The sequence below is a fragment of the Parabacteroides merdae ATCC 43184 genome, from assembly GCF_025151215.1.
GTDB lineage: Bacteria > Bacteroidota > Bacteroidia > Bacteroidales > Tannerellaceae > Parabacteroides > Parabacteroides merdae.
In genome coordinates, this window is the sequence record NZ_CP102286.1 from 3,395,277 (window position 1) to 3,415,168 (window position 19,892).

The 19,892-nt window shown below is 49.3% G+C and carries 15 protein-coding genes; 10 read left to right on the forward strand and 5 right to left on the reverse strand.

Features of this window, described 5'->3' with window-relative positions:
* Positions 1–162: 162 nt before the first annotated feature.
* From NQ542_RS13990 to NQ542_RS14020, 7 genes are all read left to right on the forward strand, one after another.
* Positions 163–1,377 (forward strand): ROK family transcriptional regulator, encoded by a 1,215-nt coding sequence (locus NQ542_RS13990; protein WP_005633698.1) that lies wholly within the window; start codon positions 163–165, stop codon positions 1,375–1,377.
* Between the two features lie 135 nt (positions 1,378–1,512).
* The gene (locus NQ542_RS13995) at positions 1,513–2,430 is read left to right on the forward strand and encodes a dihydrodipicolinate synthase family protein (RefSeq protein ID WP_005633700.1); all 918 of its coding nucleotides are present in this window, start codon (positions 1,513–1,515) and stop codon (positions 2,428–2,430) included.
* Positions 2,431–2,443: 13 nt separating this feature from the next.
* Positions 2,444–3,646, forward strand: a complete 1,203-nt coding sequence (locus tag NQ542_RS14000; protein ID WP_005633702.1) for an AGE family epimerase/isomerase — start codon at positions 2,444–2,446, stop codon at positions 3,644–3,646.
* The gene (locus NQ542_RS14005; protein WP_005633703.1) at positions 3,633–4,883 is read left to right on the forward strand and encodes an MFS transporter; all 1,251 of its coding nucleotides are present in this window, start codon (positions 3,633–3,635) and stop codon (positions 4,881–4,883) included. The genes NQ542_RS14000 and NQ542_RS14005 overlap by 14 nt, the downstream gene beginning before the upstream one ends.
* 94 nt (positions 4,884–4,977) lie before the next feature.
* Complete coding sequence (locus NQ542_RS14010) at positions 4,978–6,597, forward strand: sialidase family protein (RefSeq protein WP_005633705.1); 1,620 nt, start codon at positions 4,978–4,980, stop codon at positions 6,595–6,597.
* Positions 6,598–6,603: 6 nt separating this feature from the next.
* Positions 6,604–8,613, forward strand: a complete 2,010-nt coding sequence (locus NQ542_RS14015; protein WP_005633707.1) for a family 20 glycosylhydrolase — start codon at positions 6,604–6,606, stop codon at positions 8,611–8,613.
* A 4-nt stretch (positions 8,614–8,617) separates the two neighbouring features.
* On the forward strand, positions 8,618–11,785 hold the full coding sequence (locus NQ542_RS14020) for a cyclically-permuted mutarotase family protein (RefSeq protein WP_005633710.1): 3,168 nt from the start codon (positions 8,618–8,620) through the stop codon (positions 11,783–11,785).
* Position 11,786: 1 nt separating this feature from the next.
* On the opposite strand, the gene NQ542_RS14025 is transcribed toward NQ542_RS14020, so the two are convergent.
* The 5 genes from NQ542_RS14025 to NQ542_RS14045 all read right to left on the reverse strand — a co-directional run bounded on the left by NQ542_RS14025 (position 11,787) and on the right by NQ542_RS14045 (position 15,738).
* A complete protein-coding gene (locus NQ542_RS14025; protein ID WP_005633713.1) occupies positions 11,787–12,386 on the reverse strand; it encodes an LOG family protein in 600 nt (199 codons plus the stop codon).
* Positions 12,387–12,473: 87 nt separating this feature from the next.
* Positions 12,474–13,217: a TIGR02757 family protein gene (locus NQ542_RS14030; RefSeq protein ID WP_005633715.1), complete on the reverse strand. Its 744-nt coding sequence runs from the start codon at positions 13,215–13,217 to the stop codon at positions 12,474–12,476.
* 3 nt (positions 13,218–13,220) lie between these two features.
* Positions 13,221–13,928 carry a DNA alkylation repair protein gene (locus tag NQ542_RS14035; protein ID WP_005633717.1) on the reverse strand — a complete coding sequence of 236 codons (708 nt, stop codon included), beginning with the start codon at positions 13,926–13,928 and terminating at the stop codon, positions 13,221–13,223.
* Positions 13,925–14,887: a 2-hydroxyacid dehydrogenase family protein gene (locus tag NQ542_RS14040; RefSeq protein ID WP_005633719.1), complete on the reverse strand. Its 963-nt coding sequence runs from the start codon at positions 14,885–14,887 to the stop codon at positions 13,925–13,927. The genes NQ542_RS14035 and NQ542_RS14040 overlap by 4 nt, the downstream gene beginning before the upstream one ends.
* 44 nt (positions 14,888–14,931) lie before the next feature.
* Positions 14,932–15,738: an alpha/beta hydrolase gene (locus NQ542_RS14045; RefSeq protein ID WP_005633721.1), complete on the reverse strand. Its 807-nt coding sequence runs from the start codon at positions 15,736–15,738 to the stop codon at positions 14,932–14,934.
* Between the two features lie 719 nt (positions 15,739–16,457).
* Here NQ542_RS14045 and NQ542_RS14050 point away from each other — a divergent pair.
* The 3 genes from NQ542_RS14050 (at position 16,458) to NQ542_RS14060 (ending at position 19,694) form a co-directional block, all read left to right on the forward strand.
* Positions 16,458–17,690, forward strand: coding sequence for a nucleoside recognition domain-containing protein (locus NQ542_RS14050; protein WP_005633795.1), 1,233 nt, complete (start codon positions 16,458–16,460; stop codon positions 17,688–17,690).
* A gap of 124 nt (positions 17,691–17,814) precedes the next feature.
* Positions 17,815–18,261, forward strand: a complete 447-nt coding sequence (ybeY, locus tag NQ542_RS14055; protein WP_005633797.1) for an rRNA maturation RNase YbeY — start codon at positions 17,815–17,817, stop codon at positions 18,259–18,261.
* Between the two features lie 269 nt (positions 18,262–18,530).
* A complete protein-coding gene (locus tag NQ542_RS14060) occupies positions 18,531–19,694 on the forward strand; it encodes a 6-bladed beta-propeller (RefSeq protein ID WP_005633799.1) in 1,164 nt (387 codons plus the stop codon).
* The last annotated feature ends 198 nt before the right edge of the window (positions 19,695–19,892 follow it).

Here is a 19,892-nt window from a genome sequence, read left to right on the forward strand (position 1 = left end):
TGCATTATCATCCATATAAATAAACATTCAAGTAAAAAGCATGATGGTAGGATGGAACCTTCCGGCACGATTACTCTGAATTTTTTATTTTCACAACCATATATTTGAAAAAAATTTACATACTTTTGTGAAGCCATTTCAATATTATAATATTCTATAGCCATGAATACAAAATTTTTACTGTCTTCCGATAATAACAACCGCAATGAACTTCTGAAAAAGAAGATCATCCATTACTATATTGCCAATGGCGATGCGACCATTGCCGATCTGGGCCGTGAAATGGACCTGAGTATTCCGACCGTCACCAAACTGGTCGCCGAGCTTCAGGACGACGGCTATATCCTGGACTTCGGAAAGCAGGAAACCAACGGAGGACGCAAACCGAACATCTATGGCCTCAATCCGGCATCCGGATATTTCGTGGGAGTCGATATGCTGAAAGACAAGTTGAATATTGCAGCGATCGACTTCAAAGGCGACAAAGTACAACTCGAAGAAAATATCCCATACCAACTTGAAAATACACCAGCCTCGCTGGAGCAATTCTGCAAGATTATTGACGATTTCATCGTTTCATTGCCTGTCGAACGGAATAAGATATTAGCGATTGGAGTCAATATCACCGGCCGCGTGAACCCAGCATCGGGCTATAGTTACAGCATTTTCTATTTCGAAGAGAAACCCCTCGCTCAGATTCTTGAAGAACGGTTGCAGACGAAAGTTTTCATTGAAAACGACAGCCGGGCCATGACCTACGGCGAATATATGAAAGGAGTCGTACAGGGAGAAAAGAACATTCTGTTCGTCAATATGGCGTGGGGACTAGGTCTAGGTATCATCATCGACGGCAATTTATACTACGGGAAATCCGGCTTCTCCGGGGAGTTTGGACATTTTTGCATGTTCGAAAACGAAGTGCTATGCCATTGCGGCAAGAAAGGCTGTCTCGAAACAGAGGCTTCCGGATCGGCTTTCCACCGTATCCTGATAGAACGTTACCGGGAAGGCAGCAACACCATACTCGCCGGGAAACTGGACAGCGGAGAGGAAATCTCGCTCGGCGACCTGCTCGAAGCAGTGCGGAAAGAGGATGTACTTTGCATCGACATCCTCGAAAAAATGGGCGTAAATTTAGGAAAAGGTATTGCCGGACTGATGAATATTTTCAATCCGGAACTGGTCATACTGGGCGGAACACTTTCACTGGCAGGCGAGTATATCAGTTTGCCGATCAAGAGCGCCATCCGTAAATATTCGCTTAACTTAGTCAATCAGGACACAGAAATCAAAATATCCAAATTAGGAGAAAGAGCAGGCGCATTCGGAGCATGTCTCTTATCAAGAAGTAAGCTACTCGGTATGATACATTATTAATAAAACATTCTTTTCTTTAGGCCATTATCTATAATAATATTTTAATCAAGGCTATATTATTAAAATATTTTATTTATATTTGCCGGGTATTTAAAAAAAATACCAGACAATAAAACACATTAAATCGCTCAGATAATGGAAAAGATTAAAGGCTTAATTGATGCACCTTTCACACCGTTCTACGAAAACGGAGAAGTAAATTACGAACCGATAGAAGCATATGCCAAGCTTCTGGTCAAAAACGGTTTAAAGGGAGTGTTTATCAACGGATCTTCGGGAGAGGGCTATATGCTGACCGACGAAGAGCGCATGAAACTGGCTGAAAGATGGGTAGAAGTGGCGCCTTCCGGATTCAAGGTCATCGTACACGTAGGCAGCACCTGCGTAAAAGCAAGCCATAAGCTGGCTGCGCATGCCCAAAAGATCGGAGCCTGGGGAATCGGAGCCATGGCCTCTCCTTTCCCGAAAGTGAATCGGATAGAAGAACTGGTGAAATACTGCGAAGAAATCGCTTCCGGAGCACCTGAACTTCCTTTCTATTACTATCACATCCCGGCTTTCAACGGCGCTTTCCTACCGATGGTCGAACTGCTGAAAGCGGTAGACGGGCGTATCCCGAACTTCGCCGGTATCAAATATACATATGAAAGCCTTTACGAATACAACCAATGCCGCTTATATAAAGACGGCAAATTCGATATGCTTCACGGACAGGACGAAACAATCCTTCCATGCCTGGCAATGGGCGGTGCACAAGGCGGCATCGGCGGGACAACCAACTACAACGGCAAAGAACTGACCGGGATACTCGAAGCCTGGGCTGCCGGAGACCTCGAAACAGCACGCGAACGCCAGAACTTCTCACAGGAAGTGATCAACGTGATCTGTCGTTATCGCGGCAATATCGTGGGTGGCAAGCGGATCATGAAGCTGATCGGACTCGATTTAGGTAAAAACCGGACACCGTTCCAGAATATGACAGATGCGGAAGAGACCGCTATGAAAGCCGAACTGGAAGCGATTCATTTTTTCGACAGATGCAATAAATTCTAAATCCATAAACGCCATGAACGACACAACAAAACCGTCCGAATACCTCGGATATTGGGGAGAAAAATACAAAAATGATTTACTGACCGACATTCTGCCTTTCTGGCTGAAATACGGTATCGATCATGAGAACGGAGGCTACTTCACTTGTTTGGACCGGGACGGTTCGCTGCTGGACACAAACAAGTCGGTCTGGTTCCAGGGACGGTTCGCCTTTATTCTCGCTTATGCTTACAACAACCTCGAAAAACAGGCCGAATGGCTGGAAGCCTGTAAAAACGGGATCGACTTTATCGAGAAATATTGTTTCGATACAGACGGCCGCATGTTTTACGAGGTGACGAAAACAGGAACTCCCGTACGAAAACGCCGATATGTATTTTCCGAAACGTTTGCCGCAATCGCCATGGCTCAATATTCGATCGCTTCGGGTAACAAGAGCTATGCTGAAAAAGCAGTCAAGCTGTTCAAACAGATTCTCTATTACAAAAACACACCGGGCGCATTAGAGCCCAAATTCAGAGAAGGATTCGTTGCAAAAGGGCATTCCTTTTGCATGATCCTGATCGATACTGCCGCCCGCATCCGGGAGGCAGTAGATGATCCTGTCCTGACACGTCAGATCGACGAGTCGATAGCCGAACTACGTCGTGATTTCATGAAGCCGGAGTTTAAGGCCATCCTCGAAACGGTCGGGCCGAACGGCGAATTTATCGATTCGATTCCCGGCCGGACCATCAATCCGGGCCATTCCATCGAAACGGCATGGTTCATCCTCGAAGAGGCCAAGCACCGGAACTGGGACCCGCAGCTGAAGCAGATAGGGCTCACGATCCTGAACTGGTCCTGGGAATGGGGTTGGGACAAAACACACGGTGGAATCACCTATTTTAGGGATTGCAAGAACCGTCCGCAGCAGGAATACTGGCATGACATGAAGTTCTGGTGGCCACAGTGCGAAGCCATCATCGCCACGTTGTATGCCTATGAAGCCACAGGCGATCCCAAATACCTGGAAATGCACAAGCAGATAAACGAATACACGTATGCCCGTTTTCCAGACAAGGAATACGGCGAATGGTTCGGCTATTTCCATTACGACGGGACGCTCTCGCAGCCGGCAAAGGGAAACATGTACAAAGGTCCGTTCCATATTCCCCGGATGCTTTTGAAATGTCATCTTTTATGTAAGGAAATTCAGGGCTATGACAAACAATAAGAAATACTATCCCTGGATCGTTGTCGCTCTGCTTTGGGGCGTGGCTTTGTTAAACTACATGGACAGACAGATGCTTTCAACCATGAAGTCTGCCATGATGATCGATATTACCGAACTGGAATCAGCCACGAACTTCGGACGCCTGATGGCGGTATTCTTGTGGATATACGGCCTGATGAGCCCGGTCGCCGGCATGATCGCCGACCGGATCAACCGGAAATGGCTGATCGTCGGCAGTCTCTTCGTCTGGTCGTTCGTCACGCTGATGATGGGATATTCGACTGATTTCAACCAAATTTATATTCTCCGCGCCATTATGGGAGTCAGCGAAGCCTTGTACATCCCTGCCGGACTTTCGCTGATCACGGACTATCATCAGGAAAAAACGCGATCATTAGCTGTCGGAATCCACATGACCGGGCTCTACACCGGACAGGCATTGGGTGGCTTCGGAGCAACGATCGCAGGAGCATACAGCTGGGAAACGACTTTCCACTGGTTCGGGATTATCGGAATCGCGTATAGTCTGGTATTGATTCTTTTCCTGAAAGAGAAAAAAGATCATACGGTCGCCAAGCTTGACTCGGAACCCGGCCCGAAAGAGAGTCCGGTAAAAGCGGCTATAAAAGGAATGGGGATGTTGTTCGTCAACATTTCATTCTGGATCATCCTGCTCTATTTCGCCACTTCGAGTTTGCCGGGTTGGGCTACTAAAAACTGGCTGCCGACTTTGTTTTCGGAGAATTTGTCCATCGATATGTCGGAAGCCGGGCCATTGTCCACCTTCACGATCGCGATCTCTTCCTTCATCGGAGTGATTGCGGGCGGTATCTTGTCCGACAAATGGATTCAGCGGAATGTACGGGGACGCATTTATACCGGTTCCATCGGGCTTGCCTTGACCATTCCGGCACTCCTGCTGTTAGGATTCGGCGACAGTTTCGCCATGATTGTAGGCGGCGGACTCTGTTTCGGTATCGGTTTCGGTATTTTCGACGCCAACAACATGCCGATCCTCTGCCAGTTCGTATCGCCACGCTACCGGGCGACCGCCTACGGCATTATGAACATGACCGGGGTATTTGCCGGAGCGATCATCACAAAACTGTTGGGCGAGTCGACGGATGCCGGTAACTTAGGGCATGATTTCGCAATGATGGCCAGCTTGGTATTCGTAGCCTTAGTGGTGGAAGTCATCTTCTTACGTCCGAGAACGGTCAACATGACCGACAAGTAAAACCTGTAAGGTTTCCAAAGGTATTGACTTTTCCTGCAAATGTCATTATCTTTGGAAATCCTATTTTATAATAACCCAATCAACAAAAAACATCATGAGAAAAATCTTTCTTTACTTCAGCCTCCTTCTCTTCATGCAAACAGCCTTTGCCGCCGACAGCTTGTTTGTCAGAAAGCCGCAGATCCCGATACTGATTGACCGGACAGACAATATCCTGGTGGAAATGCGTGTACAGGCACACAAAGGGGATGTACTCAACAAGCTTTCCCTGCAATTCAAAGAAGGAATCGACTTAAACGACATAAAGGCTCTACGCTTTTTCTATAGCGGAACGGAAGCGACCTCCCGGCAGGGAAAGCATTACCGTCCGGTTTCCTACATTTCCAGTCACGCAGAAGGCAAGACAAAGGCTGCTAATCCCGCCTACTCCATCAAGCAGAGCGAAGTAACTGATATCACCAATGTCGTGACCTTCACCAGTAACCAGCCGATGGTGGAAGGAGTCAACTACTATTGGATCAGTATCGAGATGAAACCGGAGGCTTCCCTGTTAACGACCTTTACTGTCCAGATGCCGATGGCTGAAATCAATAATATGCCGGCGACAATTGTCTGGGACGGCAAATCAGATGTCCGCCGCATGGGAATCGGTGTCCGCCACGCCGGTGACGACGGGGCTTCGGCCTACCGTATTCCGGGGCTGGTAACGACCAACAACGGGACGCTTCTGGGCGTGTACGATATCCGCTACAACAGCAGTGTGGACCTGCAGGAAATGGTCGATATAGGGGTAAGCCGCAGCACCGACAAAGGACAGACCTGGGAACCGATGCGTGTTGCGATGACGTTCGGCGAAACGGGCGGCCTGCCTCACGCACAGAACGGTGTGGGAGACCCGTCTATCCTAGTGGATGAAAAGACAAATACGATCTGGATCGTTGCTGCCTGGACACATGGCATGGGGAACGGACGCGCCTGGTGGAATTCCATGCCGGGTATGTCGGCCGACAGCACCGCCCAGCTGATGCTCGTCAAAAGCGAAGACGACGGCAAGACCTGGAGCCAGCCGATCAACATCACCCCGCAGGTGAAAGATCCTTCCTGGTACTTCCTGTTGCAAGGACCGGGCCGGGGTATCACGATGAAAGACGGGACGTTGGTTTTCCCGATCCAGTTCATCGACTCCACCCGTATACCGAACGCCGGTATCATGTACAGCAAAGATCGGGGAACCACCTGGCATCTGCATAACCTGGCACGTACGAACACGACCGAGGCGCAGGTAGCCGAGATCGAACCGGGTGTCCTGATGCTGAACATGCGTGACAACCGGGGAGGCAGCCGCGCCGTGGCCACCACCCGCGATTTGGGCAAGACCTGGTATGAACATCCGTCCAGCCGCAGTGCCCTGCAGGAACCGGTTTGTATGGCAAGCCTCATCCACGTGGACGCTAAAGACAACATCACGGGGAAAGACCTGCTGATCTTCTCCAACCCGAACACGACGAAGGGACGTAACCATATTACCATAAAAGTAAGTACCGACGGAGGCATGACCTGGCCGCTTTCCAACCAAGTGACACTGGACGAAGACGAAAGCTGGGGTTATTCTTGCCTGTCCATGATCGACAAGGAGACAGTCGGCATCTTCTACGAATCGAGCGTCGCCCATATGACTTTTCAAGCTGTCAAACTGACCGATCTGGTCAAGTAGTCCTGCATGAAACGCATACTCTTCATATTGATAAGTTTATATATAGGGATATTGGCTGCACAGGCAGCCAATATCCCTCATTTGCTTCCATGGCCGCAGAAAGTGGCATGGAACGGGAAAAAGTTTCAATATAGGGGAACTTTTGTTTCCCTTACGGAAAACTTTTGTTCCATAGGCATGGAACAACCGGCAGGCAATAAGATAACGGGCAATCCGTCAAGCCATCCGGCACTATCGGTCAAATGGGTGGAGGATTTCCCCGATATCCCTCTCAATCGCAACGAAGCCTATAAACTGCGTGTCACATCAAAAGGAGTGGAGATCGAAGCCATCACCGAAACGGGCGTTTACAGGGCAATCCAGACATTACGCCAATTGACGGAAAAGAAAGGCAACGGCATTGCAATCACCGGATGCGAGATCACCGACTGGCCCGCCTTTCGCATCCGCGGCTTCATGCAGGATGTAGGACGCACCTATATCTCGACGGACGAATTGAAACGGGAAATAGCGATCCTGGCACGTTACAAGATAAACGTCTTTCACTGGCACCTGACGGAAAATCAGGCATGGCGCCTGCAAAGCAAGGTGTTCCCAATGCTGAACGACAGCGTCAACACGACCCGCCAGCCGGGGAAATACTACACGCTGGAAGAGGCACGGGAATTGGCCGCTTTCTGCAAGCAACATCATGTCCTGCTGATCCCGGAGATCGACATGCCGGGACACAGTGCCGCTTTCGTCCGTACTTTCCGCCATGACATGCAAAGCCCAGAAGGGATGAAGATACTGAAACTCCTGATCGACGAGGTTTGCGAAACGTTCGATGTCCCTTACCTGCATATCGGGACAGACGAGGTGCAGTTCACCAATCCGGATTTCGTACCCGAAATGGTCGCTTATGTCCGCTCCAAGGGGAAAAAGGTGATCTCCTGGAATCCGGGATGGTACTACAAGCCGGGAGAGATCGACATGACGCATCTGTGGAGCTACCGAGGAAAAGCCCAGAAAGGGATTCCGGCGATCGACTCCCGTTTCCACTATCTGAACCATTTCGACACGTTTGCCGACCTCTTCGCCCTCTACAACAGCCGCATCTACAACGAGCTGCAGGGCAGCGATGATCTGGCAGGCACGATCCTGGCAATCTGGAACGACCGGATGATCCAGCCGGAAGCCGATATCGTCAAACAGAATAATTTCTACCCGAATATGCTCGCCATGGCCGAACGTGCGTGGAGAGGGGGTGGAACTGAATATTTCGACAAGCAAGGAACGGTTTTACCATCGGAAGACAGCGAGTCGTTCAAGTCTTTCGCTGATTTCGAGAACCGCCTGCTCTGGCATAAGGAACATTGTTTCGGGGGATATCCGTTCGCTTACGTCAAACAAACGAACGTCAAGTGGCGTATTACGGACGCATTCCCGAACCAAGGCGACCTGACGGCATCATTCCCGCCCGAAAAGGAGTTGAAATCCCACTATACATACGAAAACAAGATGTATGGGACACAGGATGCGATCGGCGCAGGCATCTACCTCCGCCATGTCTGGGGGACGCTTGTTCCAGGGATCTACAAAGAGCCGCAAGAGAACCACACGGCGTATGCCTGGACCTGGGTCTACTCGCCTAAAGCACAGGATGTAGGCGCCTGGATAGAGTTTCAGAACTACAGCCGTTCGGAAATGGACTTGCCGCCACTTCCGGGAAAATGGGATTACCGGGAAAGCCGAGTGTGGGTCAACGACCGGGAAATCCTGCCTCCGGTATGGACGGCAACGCACCGGACCAAATCCAACGAGGTGCTGCTCGGCAACGAGAATTGTGTCGTGCGTCCTCCCATGCCTGTCCATCTGCAGAAAGGATGGAACAAGGTATTCATGAAACTTCCGGTCGGAAAGTTCACCGCGCCGGAAATCCGCTTGCCGAAGTGGATGTTCACATTCGTATTTGTCACACCGGATGGTGAAAAGGCTGTGGACGGCCTGGTCTATTCACCCGATAAGAAACGATAAGCAAATGAAAAATATCCTGCTCTGTTTATTCATCGTATTTAGTGCCACGATCCAGGCGCAAAAGATCAAGGTGGCCTGTGTAGGCAACAGCGTAACGTATGGTCACGGAATTGAGAACCGCGAAAAGAACAGTTATCCCGCCCAGCTCCAACGGATGTTGGGCAACGAATACGAAGTCGCCAACTTCGGAAAAAGCGGGGCGACGCTATTGCGAAAGGGACACCGTCCTTACAACGAGCAGGAGGAATGCAAGGCCGCCCTCGACTTTGCCGCCGACCGGGTCGTCATCCACCTCGGACTGAACGACACCGATCCGCGCGACTGGCCGAATTACCGGGATGACTTCACGAAGGATTATCTGACCCTGATCGATGCTTTCCGACAAGCGAACCCGAAGTGTGAAATCTGGATCTGCCGCCTGACGCCGATCTCCCACCGCCATACGCGCTTCAAATCGGGCACACGCAACTGGTACTGGCAGATACAACAAAACATTGAAGATATCGCAGTACTCGCCCACACCGGACTGATTGACCTGCATACAGAACTTTATGACCGCCCTGACCTCTTGCCCGACGCCTTGCATCCCACAGCCGAAGGAGCCGGAATCATCGCACGGACGGTCTACCGGGCATTGACCGGAAATTACGGTGGTCTCCAAATGCCCGTGATCTATTCGGACAATATGGTACTCCAACGGGAGAAACCGCTCCGGATAGCCGGAACAGCCAATGCCGGAGAAAAAGTGACGGTCAGCATCGCCGGACAGAAAGGTGAAGCGATAACGACCTCGGACGGGAAATGGTCGGTCATCCTGCCACCGATGAAGGCAGGAGGCCCGTACACGTTGAGTATCTCCGCCGAATCAGGGAAACTGGATTATACGAATATCCTGATCGGCGAAGTATGGCTTTGCTCCGGACAGTCGAATATGGCATTTCAGGTGAGCAGTGCCGTTGACAGCCAACGAAAGGCTTTTCTGGAATTTGCCGCAAGGAAACCGCAAATCCGTCTTTTCGATATGAAACCACGTTGGCTGACAAATGCGGTGGAATGGGACATTTCGACACTGGACTCCCTCAACAGGCTCCAATATTACCGGGATACTGAATGGAAGGAATGCAACGAGGAAACGACGAACCGTTTCTCCGCCGTAGCCTTTGCCTTCGGACAGATGTTGTCAGACAGCTTGCAGGTCCCGGTCGGACTTATCCTGAACGCTATAGGCGGTTCACCGGCGGAAGCCTGGATAGACCGCAAAACGCTGGAATTCGAATTCCCCGACATCCTCTACGACTGGAAGCAGAATAATTTTATCCAGGACTGGACGCGGGAACGCGCCGCCCTCAATATCCGTAAATCGACGAACAAACAGCAACGGCATCCTTACGAGCCTTGTTACTTGTACGAATCCGGTATCCAGCCGCTCGAAAAGTTCCCGATACGGGGTATCATCTGGTATCAGGGAGAATCGAACGCTCACAATATGGAAGCACATGAGAAGTTGTTCCATCTTTTGACAAAAAACTGGCGGGAGAACTGGGCGGAAGAATTGCCTTTCTATTATGTGCAACTATCCAGCATCGATCGTCCCAGCTGGCCTTGGTTCCGGGACAGCCAGCGCCGGATGCTCCAATCGATCCCCAACAGCGGCATGGCGGTCAGCAGCGACCATGGCGACTCCCTGGATGTCCACCCGCGCCACAAACGGGAGATAGGGGAACGCCTCGCTCACTGGGCACTCAACAAGACATACGGGCACGAGATCCTTCCTTCCGGTCCACTCTACCGATCGGTGATATTCAAGGACAGCACTGCCTATGTCACATTCGATTACGGAAAAGGCATGCACAGTTCCGACGGCGACAAACTACGTACTTTCGAGATAGCCGAACACGATGGTTTATTCGTCCCCGCGGAGGCACAAATCATCGATGGAAAGACAGTAAAAGTATGGAGCGGCCAAATCCGGAATCCGAAATTCGTCCGTTACGGCTGGCAACCTTTCACCCGTGCCAATTTAGTGAACGAAGCGGGGTTGCCGGCTTCGACATTCCGTTCGGAAGCGGCTCCGGTCAGCTGGTTTCGGCTGCCTGACCTACCCGGCACTGAAAAAAGCCCGTCATTAGGCGTATCTGCTCCGTTTACCGGTGTCAGTGGCGGGCAGTTGTTCGTGGCCGGCGGATGCAACTTCCCCGGCAAACCAGCGGCCGAAGGGGGAACAAAAGAATACTACTGCAATATATATGCATTAGATATAACCGCCCGATCTCATGCCGGATGGAAAAGGATCGGCAAACTGCCAATACCGCTTGCTTACGGGGCATCGGTCACAACCCCCGAAGGGCTCGTTTGGATCGGAGGAAATAACAATAAAAAGGTCTCCCGACAGGTCTTCTTCGTCAACTGGGACGGGGAAAAACAACAATTGCATATCACCGAACTGCCGCCACTTCCCATGCCGTTGGATAATCTCTCGGCCACATACGCCGATGGTTGCCTGTATGTCGCCGGGGGTAAGGGCAAGCCGCAAACGGTCCCAATAGGTCAGGACGGTTCGCAAACCGCCCCTACGAACCCACTCTTTTCATTACAGCTAACACCGTCGCTTCAAAAGGAATGGGTCCGGCTTCCGGATTTCCCCGGACCTGCCCGAATACAGCCTGTCCTCACGGCACAGCAATCCGAGGATGGCATACGACTTTATCTGGCAGGCGGTTTCCAGCCGGCATCCGCCCATCAGGAAGCCATTGTTTGCACAGATATGCTTTCTTATCATCCGAAGACAAAACAGTGGAGAAATGAAGGATTCCTGCCTTCTTTAGCAGGCGGTTCCCACCGTACCGTTACAGGAGGTTGCGCCATCGCATCAGGCGATAGCTCCATCCTGCTGGTAGGAGGCGTGAACTACGACCGTTTCCGCGACGCCCTAAACCACCCCGAGCCGGATTATCTGCTACATCCTGTCGACTGGTATAAATTCAATACCTCCCTGTTACAATACAATACTTTCACAAAACACTGGACCCACTTAGGCAACTACGAAGAACTGGCACGTGCCGGTGCCGGCATCGCAAACAATGCCAACACGGTAATCATAATTGGCGGAGAGTTAAAACCGGGCATCCGCACACCGGAGGTTAATGCGTTTAAACTAACGTGCCATCCCTGATTCACACCAAAGCCAATTTACGAATATTCGCATCCCAAACCGGTTCCGAAAAAATCAGTCCGACAGCTTCGGCCGGGGTAGAGGCGACCGTCCAAAGTGCTGCATGCTGCGGGCGCATGAAATGCTCGTCGACGGCCCGGCGGAACATCTCCAAAAGAGGATCGAAGTAGCCGTTTATATTCAGGATGACAATCGGGTTGAGATACAAGCCTAACTGTTTCCAGGTAATGACTTCCAACAATTCTTCGAGAGTGCCGCATCCGCCCGGAAGAGCGATCACGGCATCCGAAAGATCAGCCATTCGTTGTTTGCGCTCATGCATACTGTCGACTTCGACCAGATCGGTAAGCCCCTTGTGACACCAATCCTGTTCTACCATAAAACGAGGGATCACACCGGTCACAGTCCCGCCGGCAGCCAGCGCAGCATCCGACACGGCACACATCAGGCCTGAATTGCCAGCCCCGTTGATCACTCTCAGGTTCCGTTCGCCCAACAGATGTCCCAACTCGGTCGCAGCCTCCCGATATGCCGAAGCGACCTGCGTGCTGGAGGCACAATACACGCAAACGGAAGTTATCTTATTTCTTTCTCTTTCCATCTTTCTTTTTGCATTATGATTTTAAAACAAAGGGGATTCAACAAGCCATCAACCGAAATCATCAGACTCAGCGCCTTCCAAAACCACTTATTTTCCCTTATTTATATCATATCCGAACAAGGCGAAATCGCCCAGGCAAGGATCATCCGGGAAGATATGCGACAGGGCCTCGGTTATCTCAAGCGCCGTTTTCAGGGTGGCGGTTCGCTGCTGTGTCAAACCAAGTTCCAGTGAAATTTGGTGAACATGCGTGTCCAGCGGAATAATCAATTGGCGGGGATGAAAGACTGTCTGCCAAATCCCGAAATCGACGATTCCATCGGTCCGGACCATCCAGCGAAGGAACATAGCCAGGCGTTTACAGGCAGAAGTGCCGCCCATCACCGGAATACCGTTTATGCCGGAAAAGAGATCCTGCAATTTAAAAACCGGATTCGGGTAAGAGCTTGCAGCCAATGCATCTTCCAATGAATCATACCGCTGATATATCTCTTTCAACCGATCACAGAGGGCACAGAGGTCCGAATGCGTATAAAAGCGATAAAACGTATCGCGTTTGCCGGCTGGGACATCCGAAACCAGTTCCCAGTATCGGCCGGACAATACCCATTCGTAAGGACTTCCACCCATCCGGCTATGTAACCAGTCCGCCTTGCGGAGGATCAGTTCCCTGCGTCCATAAGAGATCCAGGAAGTGATAAAAGCGGATATTTCGATATCCCGTTTCTCCGTAAACCGATGAGGAAACTGAACCGGATCATCGGGTATAAAAGACCTCACATTATAGATCCCGGCCCATTCCTTCAATTTCGCTTTCAGTTGTTCGTCCATCCCTTACTTCATCTTTAAGAAATACTGACGCCGGTCTTCGGGATAATGCTCGATGGCATAGCGAAGAGCCGTACGCGGAAGCTGTGTCGCATAACGTTCCAGAAAGTCGGTGAGGGTATCCCGATCTCTTTTGCCCACCTCGCGGAGCATCCAGCCTACGGCTTTATGCATCAAATCATGTTTATGCGTCATCAACCGTTCGGCCAACGCCAGCGTATCGGTAAAATCCGAACGGCGGATAAACGCCCAAGTACAGACGATCGAAATCCGCTGTTCCCAAAGATTATCGCTGGCAGCCAGTTCATACAGGACGGAACGGTCCCGGTTCACCAAATATTCGCCGACAATATCCCGGCAGGACAAATCCACCAAATCCCAATTATTGCAGCGGCGGGTATTCTTCAAATAGAAACGATACATCTTTTCCCGTTCAGCTTCCGGTGTCTTCTTATCCTGAAAACGGTAGACCAAAACCAACAGGGCGCAAAGACGGGCCTCATGCCAGGGACTATCCAACAAGCGCTGCAATTCATCGAGAGGCATCGCTTTGTTAGCTTTCGCTATACTGCGAGTTTGCGGAACGACAACCCCTAAAAAGCGGTCGCCTTCGCCATATTGCCCCGGTCCGGTCTTGAAAAATCGGCTCAGATGGGCCGCCTTTTCGGGTGAACCGACCGATTGCAGTTCACTCAGCACAAACTCCGCCGTCATGGACGCAGCACCCGTGACACAGGACGGTCGCCTTCCAAGAATCCGATTACATTGTTGCAAACCGTACGCGCCATGATAATACGCGTTTCCAGTGTCTGCGTCCCAATATGGGGCGTAAGGACGACATTTTCCATTTCCAGCAACTCCGGCGAGGGATAATCGCCGAACTCGAATACATCCAGACCGGCACCATGAATCGTCCCGTCTTTCAACGCCTGCACCAAAGCCTTTTCATCGACCAAAGGACCGCGGCCAGTGTTGATCAGGACGGCCGTCGGTTTCATTTGTTTCAATTCGGCTTCACCGATGATATGGTAGGTTTCCGGTGTATAAGGGGCATTCAGAGAGACGAAATCGGATTGGGAGAGGAGCTCCTCCTTGGAAACGTATGTCACGTTCAGCTTTGTCTCTTCTTCGACATACAGTTGCCGACGGTTATGATAGAGGACTTCCATACCACAGGCATTCGCCCGGCGAGCAAGGGCCTTTCCGATACGTCCCATACCGATAATCCCCAATGTCTTCCCAGTCACATTAATGCCTAAATTCTCCAAGACGCCGACTTTCATGCCAAGACCTTCCCGGCGCAGCTTACGGTCGCATTCGGTAATGCGGCGTGCCACATCGAGCATCAGGCCGAGTGCGAGATTAGCGGTAGGGGCCGTCACGGGGTCGGGGGTATTGGCAACCGTGATTCCTTTCTCAAGGCAGTAGGCGACATCGATATTATTGTAACCGACGGCATAGTTTGCCACCATTTTCAGTTTGGAGGCATGGTCGATCAATTCCTTGTTTACCGGGAAATCGAACATCGAGCACAACACGTCATACTCCGGAATCATCTCTAAAACTTCTTCGTACGTGAAATCTCTTCCTTCGGGAAAAGTAACCTCATACTTGCTTTCCAGCTCGGTAAAACCTTCGCGGAACATGTCGTAAGTAACTAATATCTTTGTCATAACTATTCTTTTTAAATTTGCAAAAATATAAAATTATCCGATGTTCACTTCTTTTCATGGTCACGGATAAACCGGACGGCTAAAGGGAAAGCGGCGGCGCACATACTGCCGTGGTCGAAACCGCCCAACTCGTAAAGGGTCACATCAGGATGGCCGAGCAGTTTGAAAAGGCGGTAGAAATAGGCGGACTCTTCGTAACGGCCATACAATTCCTTTTCACGGTCACCGGAAAGGATCAGAATAGGGGCGCAATCATTCCGGACATGGTACAAGGGAGCCGTTTCGTCGATTGTCGGCTGCAAAGGTTTCAACCCTCGCTGGTTGCGGGTTTCGAAATGAGTGATTACCTGGCCGCTGAAAGGGATGATCCCGGCAAGCTTGTCGGCATCTTTCCCATAACGCGCCAACAGCTTCTTATCCAATCCGACCATATCGACCAGATATCCGCCTGCAGAATGGCCGGCAATATAGATGGAGGAGGTGTCGCCTCCGTATTTTCCTATATTATCGAATACCCAAGCAACGGCGGCAGCGGCATCATCGACGATCTCCATCGTCTTCACATGCGGAGACAAACGGTATTCGACACCTACGACTACCATGCCGTCCGTTAATAACCCGGAAGGGATTTCACGACTCCCGCCGGTCAAACCGCCGCCATGAAACCAAACCACGACCGGCGCATTTTGTACATCCGGCTGGTAAGCAATATCCAGACGACACATTTTAGAAGCATATTCATCACCTGTATTTCCACGGTACGGGACATTACGATCATAGGAATAATTAGCAACGATAGCCATCACAGCAAACCAGGCAAGCAGAAAGGTTAATCCGATTTTATTCGTCATATTATACACTAAATTTGAATTGATTAAACACAAAAAACATCCTCCAAATGTAATCAGCTTTTTACAACTAAACAAACAATCTGCCATTTCGCACAGGGCAACCGCATCAAAATCATAAAGCGTCCATCCGTTTTCGCCACCGATACGGACTAATCATATGAATGTTTTTGCAAAAGCAACTATCATACTATCATATCCGCATGTGTATCGGTTTAAACCAATATATTATGTTATGATAGTTACCGTTTTGAACTATCATTCATCTGTCATAACCATCATGGCAAAAAACGATAACGTGCTGTGTATTAATTGTACGATAAAAACAGGGACCGTTCGGGAACAGGTACGAAACCTGTTAAAACGGCTTCTTTTTTCATCAAGACAGGCTTTTCTTTTGTCAAAAACAGCTTGCAAAGCCGCTTGAGACCCGGGTGTACCCATCATGGAGACCCGGGTGCGGGAGAGGTGCAGACCCGGGTCTGTGCGAGACCTTTACGGGGGTGTGGGGATGTTTATCCGCCATGTTAGAAGTGTTTTTATGCCCTGTTTTTGCATCTTTTTCAAGGAAAAAAGTCGTTTTATATTTAAACGGCCCCGTTTTGTCAATGCTATTTTGGTGCGGTTAGCCTGCCATTTCCCGCCTTCTTTTTCCGATAAAGCCGATTATTTCCTATTTTTGTAACCATTAACAAGTATCTTATTACCTGTCAACAACTACTATGGTTCTAAATTATATCTGGATCGCTTTCTTTCTGATTGCTTTCGTGGTGGCGCTTTGCAAATTAGCCATCGGCGGAGACACGGAAGTTTTCACCCATATCATCAACGCTTCTTTTGCTTCGGCAAAGACAGGGTTCGAGATATCCCTCGGACTGACGGGAGTCTTGGCTCTTTGGCTCGGCATCATGAAAATCGGGGAAAAAGGGGGCGTGATACAGGCCTTTGCCCGGTTGACGGCACCCGTGTTCAGCAAGCTCTTTCCGGGAATACCGAAAGACCATCCAGCAACGGGTTCTATCTTCATGTGCATTTCCGCCAACCTGTTAGGCTTGGACAATGCCGCCACGCCGATGGGACTGAAAGCCATGAAAGAGTTGCAGGAGCTGAACACGCAGAAGGATTCAGCCAGCGATCCGATGATCATGTTCCTTTGCATCAATGCTTCAGGACTGACACTGATTCCGGTCTCCATCATGACCTACCGGGCACAGATGGGAGCGGCAAACCCGGCTGATGTCTTCCTGCCCCTCATGCTCGCGACCTTCTCTTCTACCCTGGTCGCCATATTGGCGGTCTGCTTCAAGCAACGGATCAACATCCTGCAACGGAACCTGCTGCTTTTCTTCGGCGGGATGATCGCGTTCATCGGTGGTCTGGCCTTGCTTTTCGGGATGATGAGCCAGCAATCGGTCTCCCTCTACTCCACCCTGTTTGCCAACATTTTGCTTTTCTCTATTATATGCGGATTCATTATCAGCGGTATCCGCAAAAAAATCAACGTATACGACACCTTTATCGAAGGCGCAAAAGAGGGTTTCCAGACTGCCGTGACGATCATCCCCTACCTCATCGCCGTATTGGTTGCCATTGCCGTTTTCCGGGCTTCGGGAGCGATGGATTTCCTGATCGACGGCATCCGCATGGGAGTCTCGGCAGCAGGGCTGGACACGCAGTTCGTGGAAGGTCTGCCTACCATGCTGATGAAACCGCTCAGCGGCAGCGGGGCGCGGGGTATGATGCTGGATGCGATGAACACCTACGGCGCGGATTCGTTCATCGGCCGCCTCTGTTCCATCGTGCAAGGATCGAGCGACACGACTTTCTACGTCGTCGCCCTTTATTTCGGCAGTGTCGGAATCCGCAACACCTACTATACGATCCCCTGTTCGCTACTGGCCGATTTAGCCGGGGCGGTGGCAGCGGTCACTATGACGTATCTGTTTTTTACCTAATATCAAAATGACACTCCTACCCCATGTAAATCGGATTAGTAGTGCATCTATCTTGGAATTAGCATAGCAGATAATTATTTTTAACATATCATTCGGTAAGATAAAACATAAAAAGAATAACAATATGGCAATAGCATTCTACGCGGAAGACACCAAGCTTCCGGCAATCAAAAAGAGAGCGGTCGGCAACTGGGTAAAGGAAGTTGCCGCCACATACGGTAAGAAGGTCGGCGATATCAGCTACATCTTCTGCTCCGACGAGAAGATTCTGGAAGTAAACCGCCAGTACCTCCAACATGATTATTATACAGATATCATCACGTTCGATTATACGAGCGGCGATAAGATCTCCGGCGACCTGTTTATCAGCCTCGATACGGTGAAGACTAATTCCGAAGCCTTCAACACTCCCTACAACGAGGAACTCCACCGTACCATCATCCACGGTATCCTCCACCTCTGCGGCATCAACGATAAAGGACCTGGGGAACGCGAGCTCATGGAGGCCAACGAAAACAAAGCCCTGGCGATATTGCCGGAGGAATGCCGGGAAAGTCAACTTTCCCGGTAAAAAGAAATGTCTGGAGCCGCTTCCTGTTAAGGATGCTACTGAAGAGGTTGTATGATATGTGTGCCTGATAAAAGCCTGCACATGCTCCGGTGAAAACAGAAATTACCGGAGCAATGCTCCCAAAACCGATTACTCACTATCACTACCCAAATACTCATACCAAACGGCTATTTGCTTATTTGCCGGATACTCCCCCGATGTTATCACATAGATTTGGATACCTGGGAACAGGCAAATAAGGGATTGGTAACAATAATAAATGATCCGGCATGAAAGGCACAACTATTTTCTTTCTATCTATTCTGTTAATAACGACAGGTTGTAAAAGACTGGATCAAACGGCAGACGACTTGATCACAGTAGATGTAACCAATAATTCTTTTCCCAAAAAGGAACTGGCTCTTCAAGATTTCATGGATGTAGAATATATCCCGCTGGAAACAAACGATGATTTTGTTAATCAAGGGTTTGTGCAGGCTATAGGTAAAGAATTCATATTAGCAAAGAACTATAGGGATGACGGTGATATTTTTGTGTATGACCGGACCGGAAAAGCCATTCGTAAGATAAATCGTAAAGGGCAAGGAGGAGAAGAATACATCTCTTGTAGAAGTGTTACATTGGATGAAGAAAACAATGAAATGTTTATAAACGATTTCTTGGCAAGAAAAATAAAGGTCTATGACTTGGAGGGAAATTTTAAACGAAGTATCAAACAGAAACAAGATGGTGATACCCAGTTTTATTTGGATATATTTAATTACGATAAAGAGAATCTGATTTGTTACGATGAATGCAATCAAGAGATACCATTCCTACTCGTATCGAAGCAAGACGGAAACATAACCAAAGAGATTAGAACCCCATTTAAAGAAAAGAAGCTATTTCTTCAACTTTTAAGACATGAAGGAGGAACGAGAGCTGCCGGACCGGGCGAATACAGTAGAATAATCCCATTCAATGGCAATTGGATTCTATTAGAACCCTCGTCAGACACGATCTACACATTAATGCCCGATTACAATTTGCGGCCGTTTATCGTGCGAACACCTCCTATTCACATTATGAATCCAGAATCTTTCTTGGTTTTAAAGTTGGTTTCCGATCGTTATTATTTCATGGAAAGTATAAAGAACGTATATGATTTCAGCAAAGAAGAAGGCTTTCCGAGAACCTACTTCGTGTACGATACAGAGGAAAAGGATTTCTTCAGGTATATCATATACAATGGCGATTATTCTTATAAAAAAGAATTCTATATGGTCATGCTGACCCCTATCAATTCCAAAGGTGAATTATGGGCAACTATAAATGCTTTCGACCTTTGCGAGGACTATAAAAAAGGGAAGTTGAAAGGCAAACTAAAAGAAGTCGCTGCAACATTGGAAGAGGATGACAACCGGGTGATTATGTTGGTCAAACACAAAAAGTAATCCTTAGGATATATTAAAATCAAAACCTTTAAACGGCAAAATCCCGTCCTGCCAATTTTTAGAAGCATCGGATCTTATCCGAGATTATAAAGGGGGAAAGCTAAAGGGCTAATTGAAAGAAGTGGCTGCTACAGTAATTCCATCCTTTTCACAAAGTCAGAAATAAAATAAACAATATACAACAAACTTTTATTTCAA